General features: G+C 46.1%; 12 protein-coding genes. 1 reads left to right on the top strand and 11 read right to left on the bottom strand.

Annotated features, from left to right (window positions below):
* Positions 1-59: 59 nt before the first annotated feature.
* From HMPREF9380_RS05315 to HMPREF9380_RS05330, 4 genes are read right to left on the bottom strand one after another with little or no spacing between them, the layout of a single operon-like run.
* On the bottom strand, positions 60-1,343 hold the full coding sequence (locus HMPREF9380_RS05315; protein WP_002933491.1) for a glycosyltransferase: 1,284 nt from the start codon (positions 1,341-1,343) through the stop codon (positions 60-62).
* Positions 1,312-1,959 (bottom strand): hypothetical protein, encoded by a 648-nt coding sequence (locus HMPREF9380_RS05320; RefSeq protein ID WP_032907354.1) that lies wholly within the window; start codon positions 1,957-1,959, stop codon positions 1,312-1,314. The genes HMPREF9380_RS05315 and HMPREF9380_RS05320 overlap by 32 nt, the downstream gene beginning before the upstream one ends.
* Positions 1,952-3,094, bottom strand: coding sequence for a glycosyltransferase (locus HMPREF9380_RS05325; protein WP_002933489.1), 1,143 nt, complete (start codon positions 3,092-3,094; stop codon positions 1,952-1,954). The genes HMPREF9380_RS05320 and HMPREF9380_RS05325 overlap by 8 nt, the downstream gene beginning before the upstream one ends.
* Positions 3,095-3,096: 2 nt before the next feature.
* Positions 3,097-3,867: an SDR family NAD(P)-dependent oxidoreductase gene (locus HMPREF9380_RS05330; protein ID WP_002933488.1), complete on the bottom strand. Its 771-nt coding sequence runs from the start codon at positions 3,865-3,867 to the stop codon at positions 3,097-3,099.
* Positions 3,868-4,005: 138 nt separating this feature from the next.
* On the opposite strand from HMPREF9380_RS05330, the gene pepT reads away from it, so the two are divergent.
* Positions 4,006-5,229, top strand: coding sequence for a peptidase T (gene pepT, locus HMPREF9380_RS05335; protein WP_002933487.1), 1,224 nt, complete (start codon positions 4,006-4,008; stop codon positions 5,227-5,229).
* A 146-nt stretch (positions 5,230-5,375) separates the two neighbouring features.
* Here the strand turns inward: pepT and HMPREF9380_RS05340 are convergent, their stop codons facing one another.
* The 7 genes from HMPREF9380_RS05340 to HMPREF9380_RS05370 form a co-directional block, all read right to left on the bottom strand.
* Positions 5,376-6,173 (bottom strand): hypothetical protein, encoded by a 798-nt coding sequence (locus HMPREF9380_RS05340; protein ID WP_002933486.1) that lies wholly within the window; start codon positions 6,171-6,173, stop codon positions 5,376-5,378.
* A gap of 198 nt (positions 6,174-6,371) precedes the next feature.
* Entirely contained in the window at positions 6,372-9,917 is a 3,546-nt protein-coding gene (locus HMPREF9380_RS05345) for a pneumococcal-type histidine triad protein (protein WP_002933484.1), read from the bottom strand.
* A gap of 9 nt (positions 9,918-9,926) precedes the next feature.
* Positions 9,927-10,865, bottom strand: a complete 939-nt coding sequence (locus HMPREF9380_RS05350) for a metal ABC transporter solute-binding protein, Zn/Mn family (RefSeq protein ID WP_002933479.1) — start codon at positions 10,863-10,865, stop codon at positions 9,927-9,929.
* Between the two features lie 274 nt (positions 10,866-11,139).
* Positions 11,140-14,319, bottom strand: a complete 3,180-nt coding sequence (gene carB, locus HMPREF9380_RS05355; RefSeq protein ID WP_002933477.1) for a carbamoyl-phosphate synthase large subunit — start codon at positions 14,317-14,319, stop codon at positions 11,140-11,142.
* A gap of 23 nt (positions 14,320-14,342) precedes the next feature.
* Complete coding sequence (locus tag HMPREF9380_RS05360) at positions 14,343-15,419, bottom strand: carbamoyl phosphate synthase small subunit (RefSeq protein ID WP_002933475.1); 1,077 nt, start codon at positions 15,417-15,419, stop codon at positions 14,343-14,345.
* A 115-nt stretch (positions 15,420-15,534) separates the two neighbouring features.
* On the bottom strand, positions 15,535-16,452 hold the full coding sequence (locus tag HMPREF9380_RS05365) for an aspartate carbamoyltransferase catalytic subunit (RefSeq protein ID WP_002917113.1): 918 nt from the start codon (positions 16,450-16,452) through the stop codon (positions 15,535-15,537).
* Positions 16,453-16,559: 107 nt separating this feature from the next.
* Complete coding sequence (locus HMPREF9380_RS05370; RefSeq protein WP_002906386.1) at positions 16,560-17,843, bottom strand: uracil-xanthine permease family protein; 1,284 nt, start codon at positions 17,841-17,843, stop codon at positions 16,560-16,562.
* Between the last annotated feature and the right edge of the window lie 8 nt (positions 17,844-17,851).

Genomic DNA, 17,851 nt, shown 5'->3' with positions numbered 1-17,851 from the left:
TAATAATTCAGATATTTTAATGTTGGAGACATACTTAAACAGTTTGTCGAATTCTCCAGTTATAAATCAATCTTGAGCAGGCGCCCCAGCTCCTGATAGAGAATCTCTGTAGGCTGATATTCTTTACTTTTCTGGGCAAGGATTTTCAACTGAGACCAGTCCGTGCGATTTGTCAATTCCTTAAAAAGGCGCAGCACTTCTGCATCGGTCTTTCTGCGAGCAACCAGCCCCACCTGAGCTAGCTCAGCACGAACGGCATTGTCAAACTGGTCATAATCCAGCGGCAAAATGAGACTGGGAATCTCCTGCTCAATACAGGCCATCATGATACCCATTCCTGCGTGGTGAATGGCAAAATCTATCTTATCCAGAATATCGGTATAGGGCAGATAGTCAAAGAGCAGCAGGTTTTCCGCAAGTCTCTTCGGAGGATTGCCCAAACCACTAGCTTCTCCCAAGGTGACATAAAAGAGGTAATCTGGGTAGAGCTGACTCAACTTTTTCGCCCGGTCCACCATGCGCTCCTTCTCCCATTTCAAATGCGTACCACAAGTCACTAAAACCCGCTTCTTATCGGTCTCAAAATATGACTCATGATCTACTGGCAAGCGATCAAAGGACAGGCATTTATAGCCAACCCAGCGAAGATGCTTAGGAAAATCATCTCGAAACTCCAGCTCTTTCATGCCCAAAGCCAAGATAGAGTAAGGCGAGTAAATAGCTTCTGTGCCGTCTTCCCGATAGAGTTTAAAATCTTGATAGTCTCCCAAACTCTTCCGGACTAAAGCAAGGGCCATTTTCTTTCCACAGCGAATAACTTGCCTGCCCAAGACATCTCTGAACTTGTACAATGCACCCTGATGAGGTTTCCATCCTCCCAAATAGGTCGGCGTTGTCGTCCGGCACTCAATCGCAACCGGACTCGGAATCGTGGTTATCCAGGGGATCCCAAAGCGATCAGAAATCAAGCCTGCTGGTGAAGCAACAAAATCCGCTATGACCAAATCCGGTTTGCCGCCCTCCTGCCAAATTCGATTTAATTCGTCTATAACCTCTGGAATTAGTCTAGAATTGGCCCGAAACTGCTGATAGGCAATCAAAAGATTGCTTTGCTGCGGAGTATTGGCGATGTCTTCCATCACTGTCGGTCTTTCTGGAAAGAGGGCTAGACAGTCAAAACCGATTTCCTCTACTAACTCTTTCTTTTGGCAGCCAGTGATGACCCGAATCCGAAAACGCGGATCCGTCAGCAAAGGCTTGACTAAGGTTAAAGTAGGCAGCAAATGCCCACTAAATGGCACACTAATCACATCAATCTTTATCACTTTTTCTAATCCAGTCATGAACTAATCCTTTCACATCTTCCCTGTATTCATAATCAAAATGGTTGCTATCCACCACCACATCAGCTGGATGGCCATCTAGACATCTGCTGTAAATATCCTTCTTTCCCTTAATGACCAGCAAGTCAATATCCTTGCGATTTCGGAGTCTCCGTGAAACAGGCCCCAGCGCAATCACTCTCAGTCTGATTGGCAGATTTTCCTCACCCAAGCCCTCCAGCCACTGGGTCAGCATATTGAGTCCAGAGCTCTTGCAGATAATGACAGCCTCCTCAGCATTCAGTAAAGGAGATAAATGCCGCTGCAAAGCCTCCTGAAAGCGAGAATTGTAGAGAGTATGCCAATAGTAACGGATATTGGAAATGGAAGCTGTCAGCAAGGAAACTTGGGTTTGTAGCTCATGCTCAAATCTCTGGTTAAATGGAAAATTGCTGGGGACTACTGAAAAATCCGATTGAGAAATTTGCTCAAGAAACTCAAGCTGTCCTGCATTGAGACTAGCGCAGTCCAAATGACTACTGCCACTGAGAAAAAGCAAGAACTTGCTAGATTTCAACAAGGTTTGGTCTAGCGACAGAGCATCCAACTTATCCAGGTACTGCTTCATCTTACTCATAGCGGATTTTCCCATCCGTCACTCTAATCTTCCTTCCCCGCCAGTTAATCACCCACGGACTAAGCAAGACATAGAGGAAAAGCAAAGGCAAGAGTAAATCATTCAGGACTTCGTAGAACACCTCATCAGGATGCGGCCGACCGAATAGAATGTGACGACGATAAGCCAGCATCCAAACCGCCTTGACCAAGAGCAAAAGCAAAGCTAGCAGCACAAAAGGCCAGCCAAGAAAGAAACTAATGAGCAAGGCAGGAAGCGGCAGAAAACTAGGCAGAGCAATTAAAATAATAACCTTCCAGTCCAAGTGCTCCTTCAGATAGATAGAGCTAAAAAGCAGCCAACGCTTCATCTGCAGCAAATATTGCTTGGCATCCTTAATCGTAGTCCGAACATTACAAGTCACCCGCGTCTGGATAATCTCCACTCCCTTGCTGCGTAAAAAATCCGCTACAGCCAAATCATCACAAAGATAGTCTTTAATAGCACTGAAGAGCTTCTGCTCCCTAACCAGTTCAAGTGGCAGGATGTAGAACATTCCATTAATCGAGTGATTTGCTTTGACTTCTGCCATGGTAAAATAGGTAATGAAAGAATTTCCATTGACAAAAGCTGCCACTAGCTTGGACCAGAAATTACTTCGCTCTTGATTATAGGGAATACCGGTCAAAATAACATTCTCACCTAGATGAGCTGTCAATTCTCCCATTTTTGAAAAATCAATGACGCTGTCATCGTCGAGAACAATCAAATAAGGTCGAGTCAGCTCATCTATAATCTGCTCAATCTTATAACTCTTAGGATTAATCCCCTGGGGGACATCCTCCATGAGAAAAATGCGAATGCGCTGGGCATAAGAAGGATTTTGACAAATCTTGTCAGCCACTCGCTGCGCCTCTGGGTCAGACTGATCAATCAGCCAGTAAAACTCAACTGCTTCAGTCTGTTGGAGATTGGCTAATAAATCATTTTCCAAACGAGGATCACCAGATAGGATGGGCTGAACCACCGTATAAAGCTCCTCTTGAAAGTCTGATGAAGAGCTCTGCCCTTTTTTCAAATAAGCCAAAGACAAGAGCCAACGCAAGATAAAGAGAAGCAAATAGGCAGCAGCCAGCAAGAAAAAAATAAGTTTCATGATCAAAGCCCCTTTCGTAGATAAGCGCCAATCAAACGGATAATCCATCTTTGAGGAAGTAGCTTCATGAGCCAAGCCAGTAGTCGATATCTCTTGCCCACTATAGCATAGGAACGGCCTTGCTGGAGCAGTCCGATGATGCGTCGTGCTGCTATCTTCGGGCTCATTTGCAACTGACTTCCACCTAAAGCATTCTGTAACTCTGGAGGAAAGATGGCAGTCCGAACCGGTCCCAGTATATAAAGACAAACTCTCATTTCAGAGCCTTTGAGGCGCATCTCTTCTTGCAAGGCTAGACAGTAAGTCTGCAAAGCGGCCTTACTGGCGCTGTAAGCTGCCAGATAAGGATGGGGACAAAGTGCTGCTAGTGATGAAAGCTGGACAAGTCTTATCTTGCAATTGCGCTCCGCAACTTGCTTGATCAGCCGAATCGGTGCTTGGTAATTGACCTGCCAGAGGGCATTTTCAGCAGCTTCCGAAAGAGATAGCGCTGGACCAAAATTAGCCAGACCACAGCAATTAATCAGTAGATCTGCCTCTAGCTGCTGAGCAAAATCGTCTACCGCATCCGCATCCAGCAAATCCAAAACTCTGCAGGAAAGCTTAGCTCTAACTCCAGACAAGTCCTCTTGCAACTGAGTGAGCTTCGCTTCATCTCTGCCAACCAAGACCAGCTGGTCTGTCCTTTGAGCCAGTTCTCTAGCCAACTGACGACCTACACCTCCCGAAGCCCCCAAAATCACAGCTTTGCTGATTGTTTTTTCCATTTGCATAGATATAGTTTACCAGATTTTGACAAGATATAAAACTAATTGCTAGATTTTACCTTTGTCTTCAAGAAACGAAAAACATTTCTCACTCTCCCCTGAATATGCTAAAATAGATTTAAATGAAATGAAAAAGGAGCATTTATGAAATATCCTAATCTTTTAGAGCGTTTCCTGACGTATGTCAAGGTCAACACGCGCTCAGACGAGACATCTACTACTACACCCAGCACTCAGAGTCAGGTGGACTTTGCCAAAAATGTCCTCATCCCTGAGATGAAGAGGGTTGGCTTGGAAAATGTCTACTACCTGCCCAACGGCTTTGCGATTGGAACTCTGCCAGCCAATGACCCAAGCTTTACCCGCAAGATTGGCTTTATTTCCCACATGGATACGGCGGACTTCAACGCAGAAAACATCCAGCCACAGGTCATTGAGAATTATGACGGCGGTGTGATTCCGCTGGGGCAATCCGGCTTTAACCTAGATCCTGCGGACTTTGCCAGTCTCCATAAATACAAGGGCCAAACTCTGATTACGACTGATGGAACAACTCTTTTGGGAGCAGATGATAAGTCAGGTATTGCTGAAATCATGACTGCTATCGAATACCTGTCTGCCCATCCAGAAATCAAGCATGGAGAAATCCGAGTTGGCTTTGGACCAGATGAGGAAATCGGTATCGGGGCTGATAAGTTTGATGCTGAAGACTTCGATGTGGACTTTGCCTACACAGTGGACGGTGGACCACTAGGGGAACTCCAGTACGAAACCTTTAGCGCTGCTGGAGCAGAACTGACCTTCCAAGGTCGCAATGTCCACCCAGGAACTGCTAAAGACCAGATGGTCAATGCTCTCCAGCTGGCTATTGACTTCCACAACCAACTGCCAGAAGCCGACCGACCAGAGAAGACTGAGGGCTACCAAGGATTTTACCACCTGATGAACCTGACCGGTACTGTCGAAGAAGCCCATGCTAGCTACATTGTCCGGGACTTTGAGACAGAGGCTTTTGAAAATCGCAAAGTTGCTATGCGGACCATTGCTGATAAGATGAACCAAGAGCTGGGCAGCGAGCGAGTTATCCTGACCCTCAAAGACCAGTATTACAACATGAAGCAGGTCATTGAAAAGGACATGACACCTATCCATATCGCCAAAGCAGTCATGGAAAGTCTGGACATCCAGCCTATTATCGAGCCTATCCGCGGCGGAACTGACGGCTCTAAAATTTCCTTTATGGGCATCCCGACTCCCAACCTCTTTGCTGGCGGCGAAAACATGCATGGACGCTTCGAATATGTCAGCCTAGAAACCATGGAACGCGCTGTCGATACCATCATCGGCATTGTTTCCTATCAAGAGTAAAAAACAAAACCACAGAAGTTCGCGAAGAATTTCTGTGGTTTTTTGCGATTTGTAGAGAAGAAGAGTTACCTCACCATTATAATTTGCAGATAATAATACATTCAGCGGATGTAAACAGCTAGCCCATAAACATTTCTTATCAACTATCATTCTGTCAACTTATTTTGTGTTCTCTTATATTCCTTCGACTTTTCACCATACCAGTCTTTAACTGAGTATCCGAATTGTTCCCGATATTGTTCAGAATATTTAAAAAGATAATAGCCTCTCAGAAGGTCAATGGAAAAGACATATACAGCAAATAAAAGCACCGCAGGCACAAAAGGTGTGACAATAGCATTGATTGCCCCCCTAGTATCACTTCCTATCGAACGATCAAATAACACTAAAAACGCAGTAATTCCCGTTCCCCCTATAAAAATGAGGCCATCAGAGACTTTCTCTGTAAACAAAGCTGATAAAGGAACAAATGTTTCCCTTTTTTCTACCGATTCTCTTATTTTTCTAGGAACGGTTCTCATGAGATAATAGCAGACAATTACAAACAGAAATCCCGATAGAATTCCTAGAAGATTTCTTCGTGAAGCTATTGATAAAGTTAAACAAATTTCCATTATGAATATTAACAAAAGCATATAACAAAAAGTTATATATTTTAAAATCATTGGATTGTTTCTATACTTTATAGAAGAAATAATATAAATGATGTAAAACATAAGGAACATAAGAATTAAAGGTACATTGAACCAACTGAAATTTTGCGTAGTATATATAGTATCACCGCTTAATAGTACAGGAACTAATAAAGATAAAACATATAGCAAGATTGAAAACAATGCAAATCCTATGAAGCGTTTATAACTCCCTTTGATCTTTACTTTATTTATAATATCTTCATTAACGAAAGATTGACTTTCTTCAAATGTATAATTGAATAATCTCATTTTAATATTCCTCTCCAAGCAACGGTCAAATCATTCCAATAATAAGCATACCTTGCCAATCCTTATTATTTTCTCTGTTTATTTTAACACAATATCAATCAAATAAGTATAGGGTTGTGAAAATCAAAAACGAATGATGGTCTTAGACTTGGCTTGGTCTTCATCATTCGTTTTATTATTTTAAATCAAAATGTAAGCTTAGCTAATCTGAACAGTTTTCAGCTGGCCGTCAGCTCCTGTAAAGCTGATGCTTCTGCTTGCTGGATCATAGCTGAAAGTCTCTGGACTGACACCGTAGAGCTGAGAAAGCTCCTGCAATTTCTGGTTGAATGCTTCCTCTGTCATGCCAAAACTCGCTGCTAAGCTTGATTGACCAGTTGGGTTTGCTGCTGTCGAAGCTTCTACTGGTTTGTCAGATTGGTTTTGGGCTGTTTCTGCAGCATCAGATTCGGAAGGTAGATTGCCATTTTGCGCAGTTTCTGGAGCACTGCTGCTTGCTGGCTGACCAGAAGCAGGCTGTTCAGCCGGTGCTTTCAGGAAGCCTTTTTGAACCGCATAGGCATCTGCTTCTTGACGATCGGCTTCTGATAAGTCTTTCTTGTAAATATAGTGCTCGTGGTCCAGATGTGCTACCCGATAGCCTTGCTCATCCGCTCCGATCATATCCTGCAGATTAAAGTGATAGTCATCATCGTCCCTATGCTGAGAATTGGACTCGCTTGCCCCCTCAGGATGGACGAGTGACTGCTGGAAGGCCAGGATTTCCTTAAGTAGCTCTTTCTTGTCTGTAGCTCTCTGTCCAAGCTTATCAAAAAGCTGGTCCAGCTGCTGGTATTGCTGCTCACTTCCTTGATTCTTTTCCAAATACTGATGGATCGACATGAGCAGATTATAAAGCTCCTGATAAACTTCCTGATTTTCCGTATTAGCTGGCTCTTCCTTTTGTCCGGCAATAGTTCGGCTCATCTGGTCCAAAAGCTTCTGACTTGCTGCCAGCAGAGCCTGCTTATCCGAGCTGCTGCTTTTTAACTCCTTGCCTAATTCCAAGATTCTAGCTGCATAGTCTGCTCGGCTGTTTTGATCCTTTACTTCTCCTAGCAATTCCTGCGCTTTTCCAAGAAAGACAAGTGCTTGAGCACTCTTCTCACTATCATCCGAGGTGCCAAAATCATCATAAATCCCCTTCAAAAAGTCATAAATCATGGCTTTGTAGGTTGGCTGATCTGGCTCTCCCTGATCCAGCTCTGTCTTTTCAGAGGACGCAGAAGGCTGACCGCTAGCAAGGGCAGCTGCAATCTCTTTCTTAGTCTGATAGAGGGCAGGGAAAAGCTGCTGAAGATTGGTCGCTTCTATAAAGGCTTGGGACTTATAGAGAGTCAAGGTCAGCCCAGCCGCTTTTCTGCGCAGCTCAGGGCTCAAACGTCCATCATCCAAAGCTTGGTAGAAATAACGAATATAATCAACCGCTGTGACGCCTGTCCGATCATGATAATCTTCTAAAGCTGATAGTAATTGTCCTAGCTCTGCCATGTCAGCTTGATTCTGGCCAGCATAAGCATTTTGCAGACGCTGCAGCAAGTCAGCTTTCTTCAGTCCATAGCTATCCGTGTCAAGTCGGTTCATTCTCTCCAAAAGTCCTTGATAGGTCTTGTCTTGCTCGGTCTCTTGGATTGGCTTGACCGTCTGATCCACATGGATAAACTGCTTATCAAAGTTATCCAGACTGCTCAGGTAGCCGGCTGTTGAGTTGCTTGGCAGCTTCTTCATGGTTTCTACAAACTGCCCCAAAGCCAGCTCAATCCGCCGCTGCATAAGAGGATCATCGGCATAGAGACGCTGACTGTCCGCTTTTAGGCTTTCTACTTTTTGCAAAACAGCAGCCTCATCATAATCACCCTGCTCATATTTAGATTGAATCTGAGGCAGACGATTTTTCAAGGCTTCTGCAGCGCCCTTGGACTGGATCTTGATATAGTGATTGTGGTCGCCATGAGGAATGACAAACTGACCATCTTCCACCTGCAGACTGTAAGGCGAAAGACCTGAGCGCAAGGCTGTTGTGTAGAGCTCATTCATGAAGTCCAGTTCTGCATTTCCCGTTACTAAAGGAATGCGGACATGCTCCTTGCGAACAGCATAGGGGTGGATATGCGTCGGATCATAGGCTTGGTCAGGGTTATTAAAGACAAAGAAACCATTTGAGATGCGAACCGCCTCCTTGGGAACGCCATAGGTTTGGCAGATATAAGCAATCTTTTCCTCATCGCTGGCATCGCGTGAATAACGTTCAGCGTCATTGACTGCTGCTGATGGTTTTGCTGGTTGCTGCTTGGCCAAGGCCTGCTCCGCCGCTTGAATCTGTTCAGCAGTCAAGTCTTTCCTGTAAAAGTAATGAGCATGGTCTCCGTGCGATACCATGTAGCCTTGGTCGTCCTTGCCAATGACAGCCTCCGCACGAAAACCATGGTCGTGTTCAGGCTGTGACGGTAGCTGAGGCTTCAAAGCTTGCAGAGGATCTCCTAGCGGCTCGTAAGTATATCCAATAGGAATCAAGCGGGCAATCTTCGCTTCCAAGTCTGACAGCTTGTCATAAGGAATGAAATGATGGTGGTCTCCGTGAGGTATAACAACCCCATTTTCTGTCCGCCGGCTGATTTTCAGCGGGTCAAACACCACGCCGTCCCCTTCATGATAGCGCTGAGACTGAGGCAAGGCATAGAGTTGCTGCAGCAGACTTGGCAAAGATGGCTGAGATGGTTGAGACGGCTGGAGCGGATTGGATAGACTCGGCTGAGTAACCGCTAAGCCAGGACTTGGCTGCTCAATCTTTGAATGATTTGGCAGCTGTGGAGTCGGATTTGAGACTGGCCCACCCTGATTGATAGCACTATTTTGATTCCAAGTATTGGAAGAAGCTATCGTCCTGCCGTAGTTAGGCTGATTCACCCGTCCGCCAGCCCGCCTGCTATTCCAGTAGCTCTGAGCCGCAGCCAATTCTGCTGGCGACAAGTCGCTCTTGGGAATATAGTGAAAATGCCCGCCATGCGGCACGATAAATGCATCGCCAGTATCCTCGATGACGTCAGAGGGACTGAACGTATAACCATCATCCGTCCTGTATCCCCCTTGGCCTTGATAAGAAACTCCTGCAAGGTCTGCGGCCGTCTTTCCCGCAGCTAGGGACTTGCTGGGCTGGCTGAAATCGCGAATCCTGCTTGATTTTGCAGTGGAAGATTTGCCACCATCGCCTTCTTCCTTGGTCTTATGCAGCTTCTTCTGCCGCGCAATCTCATCTACCGAGCGGACATTGCTGGTATGCTTGGCATCCTTGAGGTAGAGATAATACTTTCCCTCTACCTTGATGATGTAACCATCCTTGACCTCATTGACAATATCTGCTTCCTGCAGCGTGTAGTTAGGATCTCGGATAATCAACTCTTCGCTGATAATAGCATCAAAAGGCACCTTTCCATCAAAGTAATGATAATGGTCTCCATGGGAAGTGACATAGCCCTGATCTGTGATTTTCACGACAATCTGCTCTGCTTCAATACCTTCCTCATCATTGATTTGGTCAGATGTCAAATTTTTATCCGTCTTGTCACCCGAAGTCTTGTCCTCAATATAGGCTACTTTGTTATCTTTGGTCTGAGTTCGAGGTTGAGCTTGCCATTGGATAAGCCCATAAGTTCCGACGCCGAGAGCTAATACAGCTGCTGAAACAAGGAAATATTTCTTTTTCATGATTGTCTTTTATCCTTTCAAATCTTTAGCTAAAACTGCTAGATTTTTTTCTAAATTTTCTAAATAAGATAGTTGGTTAGCTGGATCTGCTTCCAGAGGATTCAGTTCTTTGATTTGTACACCAGTCGCCTTGACAAGGGTTTGAGCCACTTTGGAAGAAGCATTGCTCTCCACAAAAATGGTCTTCACCTTGTGCTCTTTGACAAAGTCTTCTATCTCTGTCAGCTGACGCGGACTAGGCTCCTGCTCCGGTGAAATACCGGCAATGCCCAGCTGGGTCAGCCCGAAGCGCTTGGCCAGATAAGAAAAGGCTGTATGCTGCGTGACAAAGGTCTTATTGGGCACTTTATCGAAAATCTCCTGATAGCGTTCTGTCAGCTTTTTGGCCTCTTCTTGAAATTTTCGAGCATTGGCCTGATAAGTATCCCGATGGTCGCTATCCAGCTCCGACAGTCTGTCAGCGATAATCTGAGCTTCCTCTGCAGCCTTCTGAGGATCCAACCAGGTATGGGGGTCATAGAGCGTCTTCTCATCCACTCCCTCTCCCGCTTGGACATCTTCCAAGCCAGCGACTCGATCCAACTCCATTCCCTGGGAAGCCTCAAGGACTTGAACCTTGGAATTCTTGAGACTAGGATTCAGCTCGCCAGCCCAGGACTCCAAAGTCCGTGAGTGATAGACAAAGACATCTGCATCATAGATGGCTGCCACATCATTGGCTGAAGGCTCAAAATCGTGAATACCATTGCTAGACTGAATCATGCGCACATCATTCAGATCTCCCGATACAGCCTTGACCATAGAGTAGATAGGATAAAAGCTGGTTACAATCTTCAATCCTTGCGACTGACTGGATGAACTGGATTCTTTTTGAGATTGACAAGCCCAGAGACATAAGGCCAGGGCCAGCAGACTAAGGCAGGCTAAAAATTTTAAATCTCGTTTCACAATATCTCCTTAACTAATTATCAACTGGTTTATTAACTGGTTAACATCATACACTTTGTCAACTTCTTTGTCAAGTTATTTTAAGAAAATAAAGAAAAAGGAAGTAGGATTCTTTCCCGCTTCCACTTTGCTTTTAATTCAAATATATTTGAAAGGTTATTTATTTATGACTATTCAAGGATAGAATAAATTTGAACAGATGCTTTTCTCAAAGATTACTTTTCCGACTTGCAGACGGTAAAATGACAATCTGGAAGTCAAAAATCGTTCTGTTCTATATCGCCTCTGTAGTGAAACTGCGGCTTTCCAGGACCTTCAGCATGGCATCGGCCGTGTCTAAGGCTGTGAAGAGGGGCACTCCGTGCTCAATAGCTGAGCTACGGATAATTTGACCATGCTTATCTGCTGTCCGCTTGGTTCCGACCGTGTTGATAATAGCCTGAACCTTGCCCTTGCGAATATAGGCTGGGATATCCTTGTTATCATCACTGCCGATTTTTTCCACCAGACGGACGTGTAGGCCGTGATTTTCAAAATAGGAGGCTGTTCCCTTGGTTGCCCAGATACCATAGCCAATATTGGCAAAACGCTGAGCCAGCTGCAGGGCTTCTTCCTTGCTATCATCTGCGATAGTAAAGACAACATTACCAAAGTTTGGCAGATGGAGATAGGAAGCCTCAAAAGCCTTATAGAGTGCTTTTTCGAGCGTGCGATCACTTCCCATGACTTCGCCGGTAGACTTCATCTCAGGTCCCAAAAGACTGTCAACCTTTGCCAGCTTGGTAAAGGAGAAGACTGGCGCCTTGATATGAACCATGGAACTTTCTGGATGAAGACCATCTTCATAGCCCAGCTCTGCCAGACTTTCTCCAAGAATCAAACGAGTCGCTACTTGTGCCATCGGAATATCAGTCACCTTGGACAAGAAAGGAACAGTCCGGCTGGCCCGTGGATTGACCTCAATGACATAGACCTGCTCATCCTTGATGACGAACTGAATATTCATCATACCGATACAGTTCAGTCCCAGAGCCAAACGCTTGGTATAGTCTGCAATGGTATCCTTAACTTTCTGCGATAGGGTTTGTGGAGGATAGGCCGCCATGGAATCTCCTGAGTGAACTCCTGCCCGCTCGATATGCTCCATAATCCCGGGAATCAAGACCTGACGACCATCTGAAATGGCATCCACTTCGCACTCATCACCGACAATATAAGAATCAACCAAAACTGGATGGTCTGGACTTGCCTTAACCGCTGTCCGCATATAAGAGCGTAGATCCGCTTCGTTTTCTACGATTTCCATGGCACGGCCACCCAAGACATAGGAAGGCCGAACCAGAACAGGGAAGCCAATCTTACGAGCGGCCTCTACTGCCTCCTCTTCATTAGTAGCCGTCTGACCCGGCGGTTGCGGAATATCCAGCTCCTTCAGAGCTTGCTCAAAGAGATCCCGGTCCTCAGCTCGATCCAAGTCCGCCACTTGGGTACCTAAAATCTTAACACCAGCCTTGGACAGTGGCTCTGCAAGATTAATGGCTGTCTGCCCGCCAAACTGAACGATAACCCCTTTAGGCTGCTCCAGCTCAATGACATTCATGACATCTTCAAAGGTCAACGGCTCAAAATAGAGCTTGTCAGAGACAGAAAAGTCAGTCGATACAGTCTCCGGATTGCTGTTCATGATAATTGCTTCATAACCAGCTGCCTGAATGGCCTTTACAGAATGAACAGTCGCATAGTCAAACTCAACCCCTTGCCCAATTCGGATAGGACCAGAACCCAGCACCAGAACAGATTCCTTGCTGGATTTGACAGATTCATTTTCAAAGCCATAGGTAGAGTAGAAATAAGGCGTCGCAGACTCGAACTCAGCAGCACAGGTATCCACCATCTTGTAAACCGGCACAATCTTCTGCTCCTGCCGGATGCGACGCACCTGCTCGGCTGTCATGTCCCACAAGGCTGCAATCTTAGTATCCGCAAAGCCATTTTGCTTGGCTTTCTTAAGCACATAGCTATCTCCGATATGACTGACCAGTTCCTGCTCGATTTCGTAAATATGAAGCAACTTATCCAGGAAAAAGACATCAATCTTGGTCAGCTCAGCAATTTCATCCGGACTGTAACCACGGCGAATAGCCTCTGAGATATAGAAAAGCCGGTCGTCTTGCGCCTTGACAATCTTCCTCATCAGCTCATCATCGCTTACTTGACTGAGAGCAGGCAGCTCGTTGTGGTCCACACCAACTTCCAAAGAACGACAGGCTTTGAGCAGACTCTCCTCAATATTGCGGCCGATAGCCATGACTTCCCCGGTCGCCTTCATCTGGGTTCCCAGACGGCGCTCACCTTGCTCAAATTTATCAAATGGAAAGCGTGGAATCTTAGCGACTACATAGTCCAGAGCCGGCTCAAACATGGCATAGGTAGAGCCTGTTACCGGATTGATGATTTCATCCAATGCAAGCCCGACCGCGATTTTAGCCGCCAACTTGGCAATCGGATAACCAGTCGCCTTAGAGGCAAGGGCTGATGAGCGGGAAACCCGCGGATTGACCTCGATGACATAGTATTTGAAACTATGCGGGTCCAGAGCCAGCTGTACATTACAGCCACCCTCAATCTTCAGTGCTCGAATAATCTTGAGACTTGCGTCCCGCAGCATCTGGTATTCATAGTCTGAAATAGTCTGACTAGGTGCAAAGACGATAGAATCACCTGTGTGAATGCCGACTGGATCAAAGTTTTCCATATTACATACGACCAGCGCATTGTCGGCACCATCCCGCATGACTTCGTATTCGATTTCCTTAAAGCCTGCTATAGAGCGCTCGATCAGACACTGAGTCACTGGAGAGAGTTTGAGGCCGTTTTCTGCGATTTCCTGCAGCTCTTCTTCATTGCTACAGATACCGCCGCCAGTTCCTCCCAGTGTAAATGCCGGACGGACAATGACTGGATAGCCGATTTCAGCTGCAAATTCCAGTGCTTCATCAACTGTATTAACAATTTCTGACTCAGGGATGGGCTGACCTAACTCTTCCATTAGCTGCTTGAAGAGATCCCGGTCTTCCGCTTGGTCAATGGCCGATAACTTGGTTCCCAAGAGTTCCACTCCCAGCTCTTCTAAAAGTCCTGACTTGGATAATTCCATGGCCATATTGAGTCCGGTCTGGCCACCCAGAGTAGGCAGCAGAGCATCTGGTCGCTCCTTACGCAAAATCCGCGCAACAAACTCCAGCGTGATAGGCTCGATATAAACCCGGTCCGCAATTTCCTTGTCCGTCATGATGGTCGCTGGATTAGAATTAACCAAGACAACACTGTAGCCCTCTTCTTTCAAGGACAGGCAAGCCTGAGTCCCGGCATAGTCAAACTCCGCAGCCTGACCGATGACGATAGGACCAGAACCAATGACCATAATTTTCTGAATATCTTTACGTTTTGGCATAGTGTACCTCTCAATCTTGCTTCCTAGTAAGCCTGATGGGCATCCATCATTTCCATAAACTCATCAAAGAGATAGTCTGCATCATGCGGTCCCGGCGCAGCATCCGGGTGAAACTGCACAGAAAAGGCAGGATAATCCCGATGGCGCACACCTTCGACAGACTTATCATTGATTTCTTCATGAGTCACAATCAGGCATTCCGGCAAATCCTCACGACTGACTGCATAGCCGTGATTTTGACTGGTAAAGTCAACTCGGCCTGTCGCAATCTCGCGTACCGCATGATTGAAGCCACGGTGGCCGAACTTCATCTTATGCGTCTTGGCACCATTAGCCATGGAGAAGAGCTGATGTCCCATACAGATTCCGAAAATTGGAATCTTGCCCTGAACACCACGAATCATGTCCAGAGCCTCCGGCACATCTTCCGGATTGCCCGGTCCATTTGACAGCATGACTCCATCAGGATTGAGCTGGAGAATTTCCTCAGCACTGGTATCATAAGGCACCACCGTCACGCTGCAGTTGCGCTTGGCTAACTCCCGCAGAATAGAGTGCTTGAGACCAAAGTCCACCAATACCACGCTGCGACCAGTGCCTGGAGCTGGATAAGACTGCTTAGTAGAGACCTGCTTGATGTTATCAGTCGGCAGCACTGTCGCCTGCAGTTGGTCTTGCAAATGCTCAATACTATCATCCGCATTGGCAATGGTTGCCCGCATAGTTCCATACTTGCGGATAATCTTGGTTAGTGCCCTTGTATCAATTCCCGAAATGCCTGGTATCTTTTTGATTTTGAGGAACTCATCCAAAGACAATTGCTGGCGCCAGTTGCTGGCACGACGTGCATACTCATAGACCACCACTCCCTTACAGGTCGGCAAAATGGATTCATAGTCGTCCCGATTGACACCATAATTTCCAACCAAGGGATAGGTAAAGGTCAGAATCTGGCCGTTATAAGACTGGTCCGTAATCGATTCCTGATAGCCTGTCATGCCTGTGTTAAAGACGATTTCGCCTGTCACAAAAAGATCCGCTCCAAAAGCTTCTCCTTCGAAGATCATGCCATTTTCTAATATTAAAAGTCTCTTTGCCATTGTTCCCTCCTGTCCAAGATGCAGACGTGCCCATGACCATCTACATAAGATATATAATAATAGGGAGTGGGATTGCTTCACATAGCTTCACCCACTCCCGGCCTACTGCCCGAGATTATTGACGACCTTTCAGAACTGCTTCGATAATAGCCATTCTGACAAAGACGCCGTTGGTCATTTGTTCAACGATACGTGATTTTGGTGCTTCGACCAGATGATCCGCAATTTCTACATCGCGATTAACTGGAGCTGGATGCATCAGAATCGCTGTATCTTTCATGCGGTCATAGCGCTCTTGAGTTAGTCCATGCAGTCTGTGGTAATTTTCTTTAGAAAAGATGGACTCGTAGTCATGGCGCTCATGCTGCACGCGCAGGAACATCATGACATCCACTTGATCAATCACCTCATCAATAGTGACAAACTTACCATAGTCCGCAAACTCTTGGCTCCGCCATTCTTCAGGACCAGCAAAGTAGAGCTCTGCACCCAAGCGCTTGAGAATTTGCATATTTGACTTGGCCACACGCGAATGGTCCAAGTCACCAGCAATGGCAACCTTGAGGCCTTCGAAGCGACCAAACTCTTGATAAATAGTCATCAAATCCAGCAAGCTTTGGCTAGGATGCTGACCAGAACCGTCTCCTCCGTTAACAATGGAAGTCGTAATTGTTGGGCTTTCCACTAGCTCTTTGTAATAGTCCACTTCTGGGTGGCGAATGACACAAACATCAACGCCTAGGGCAGACATTGTCAGTATAGTGTCATACAAGGTTTCTCCTTTATTGACCGAGCTGGTCTTGACATCAAAGTCCAGAAGATCGCAGCCTAACTTCAACTCTGCTACCTCAAAGGCCTTGTGGGTACGAGTCGAAGGTTCAAAGAAGAGGTTAGACACGATATGCTGCTCATCATAATGGACTTTAGCGCCATTTTTAAATTCGATTCCGCGTTTAATCAAGGCCATAACTTCTTCATTTGACAGAGTTTCCATAGAAACGAGGTTCTTAAGAGCGATTTGATTGGATGACATGATGTAATTCTCCTTTATGAAAGAATGAGGGCTTCCAGAGTGCTGCAAGTAAAGTCGCTCTGAGAGCAAGCTATTTTTGAACGAAAGTTAATGATTTAGCGCCTAGCTCAATCCTTGGGCTCAGGCAGGACCAGATAGAGGACAATTCCCAGAATAGTTGACAAGGCAACTCCTGAGATTTGCAGACCCGAGAGCTGCAAGGTCAGACCACCGATACCAGATACCAAGATGACACTGGCAATCAAGAGATTCTTTTTATTGTCAAAGTTGGTCTGTGCTTCGATCAGAATTTTGAGACCGCTCGAAGCAATTACCCCAAAGAGGGCGATGGAAATACCACCCAGCACAGGACTCGGGATGGATTGGAGCAGGGCTGAGACCTTGCCCACAAAGCTCATGACAATAGCCAGCACTGCTGCGCCAGCAATGACATAGACGCTGTAGATTTTATTGAGCGCCATAACTCCGATATTCTCTCCGTAGCTAGTCACCGGCGGTGCTCCGAAAAGCCCCGCAATAATCTGAGCCAGACCATCTCCGGTCAAGGTCTTGTCTAGACCTGGATCCTTGAAGAAGTCCTTGCCTGTCAAGCTATTCAGCACCATGACATGCCCGAAGTGTTCTGTCATGGTTACAAAGGCAATAGGCGCCATGGTTAAAATCGCACTAGGATAAAATTTCACATCGTAGTCCAAGAAAGGCAGACTCATGGGCGGAAGGTGGAACCAAGAAGCTTGTCCAACCTTGGCAAAAGAAACGATTTCCTGCCCAGTCACAGCCCCTAGAATCAAGCTAAAGATATAGCCGACTATCAAGCCTAGCAAGACTGGGATAATTCCCACAATCTTCTTACCATAGATATTAAAGAGAATGACTGCCAAGAGAGTGACCATACCAATAATGAAATAGGTCAAATCATAAACCTTTTCCCCATTTGCTACAGTCTTATTCATCACATCGCTAACAGCTGTTCCAGCCAAGCTCAGACCGATGACCATGATGATAGGCCCTACCACTACTGGAGGCAGCACCTTGTCAATCCAAGCATTACCAGCAAACTTGACAATCAGTGCCACGATAAAGTAAACCAAACCACCAGTGATGGCTCCCTGAGCAACCGCTCCGATACCATCTGTCTTCATCAGCATCTGCATGGCTGCGATATAAGCAAAGCTGGATCCCATGTAAGCCGGAATCTTGTACTTGGTAACAGTCAGATGGGCCAGTGTCCCCAGACCGCTGGAAAAGAGGGCCACCGCTGGGTCAATCCCCACCAGAATCGGTACCAAGACTGTCGCCCCAAACATGGCGAACAAGTGCTGAAAGGATAGTCCTAAAAGCAGACCTGGCTTTGGCATATCATGCACATCATACTTAACATCTTGACTCATTTAGCTTA

The sequence above is a fragment of the Streptococcus sanguinis SK49 genome, from assembly GCF_000212815.1.
Lineage (GTDB): Bacteria > Bacillota > Bacilli > Lactobacillales > Streptococcaceae > Streptococcus > Streptococcus sanguinis_C.
This window is presented reverse-complemented; position numbering and strand designations above follow the sequence as displayed.

What these genes read in the sequence shown, in the direction of transcription:
- HMPREF9380_RS05315 (WP_002933491.1), bottom strand. Translation starts at nt 1,343, where the DNA reads ATGACTGGATTAGAAAAAGTGATAAAGATTGATGTGATTAGTGTGCCA.
- HMPREF9380_RS05320 (WP_032907354.1), bottom strand. Translation starts at nt 1,959, where the DNA reads ATGAGTAAGATGAAGCAGTACCTGGATAAGTTGGATGCTCTGTCGCTA.
- HMPREF9380_RS05325 (WP_002933489.1), bottom strand. Translation starts at nt 3,094, where the DNA reads ATGAAACTTATTTTTTTCTTGCTGGCTGCTGCCTATTTGCTTCTCTTT.
- HMPREF9380_RS05330 (WP_002933488.1), bottom strand. Translation starts at nt 3,867, where the DNA reads ATGCAAATGGAAAAAACAATCAGCAAAGCTGTGATTTTGGGGGCTTCG.
- pepT (WP_002933487.1), top strand. Translation starts at nt 4,006, where the DNA reads ATGAAATATCCTAATCTTTTAGAGCGTTTCCTGACGTATGTCAAGGTC.
- HMPREF9380_RS05340 (WP_002933486.1), bottom strand. Translation starts at nt 6,173, where the DNA reads ATGAGATTATTCAATTATACATTTGAAGAAAGTCAATCTTTCGTTAAT.
- HMPREF9380_RS05345 (WP_002933484.1), bottom strand. Translation starts at nt 9,917, where the DNA reads ATGAAAAAGAAATATTTCCTTGTTTCAGCAGCTGTATTAGCTCTCGGC.
- carB (WP_002933477.1), bottom strand. Translation starts at nt 14,319, where the DNA reads ATGCCAAAACGTAAAGATATTCAGAAAATTATGGTCATTGGTTCTGGT.
- HMPREF9380_RS05360 (WP_002933475.1), bottom strand. Translation starts at nt 15,419, where the DNA reads ATGGCAAAGAGACTTTTAATATTAGAAAATGGCATGATCTTCGAAGGA.
- HMPREF9380_RS05365 (WP_002917113.1), bottom strand. Translation starts at nt 16,452, where the DNA reads ATGTCATCCAATCAAATCGCTCTTAAGAACCTCGTTTCTATGGAAACT.
- HMPREF9380_RS05370 (WP_002906386.1), bottom strand. Translation starts at nt 17,843, where the DNA reads ATGAGTCAAGATGTTAAGTATGATGTGCATGATATGCCAAAGCCAGGT.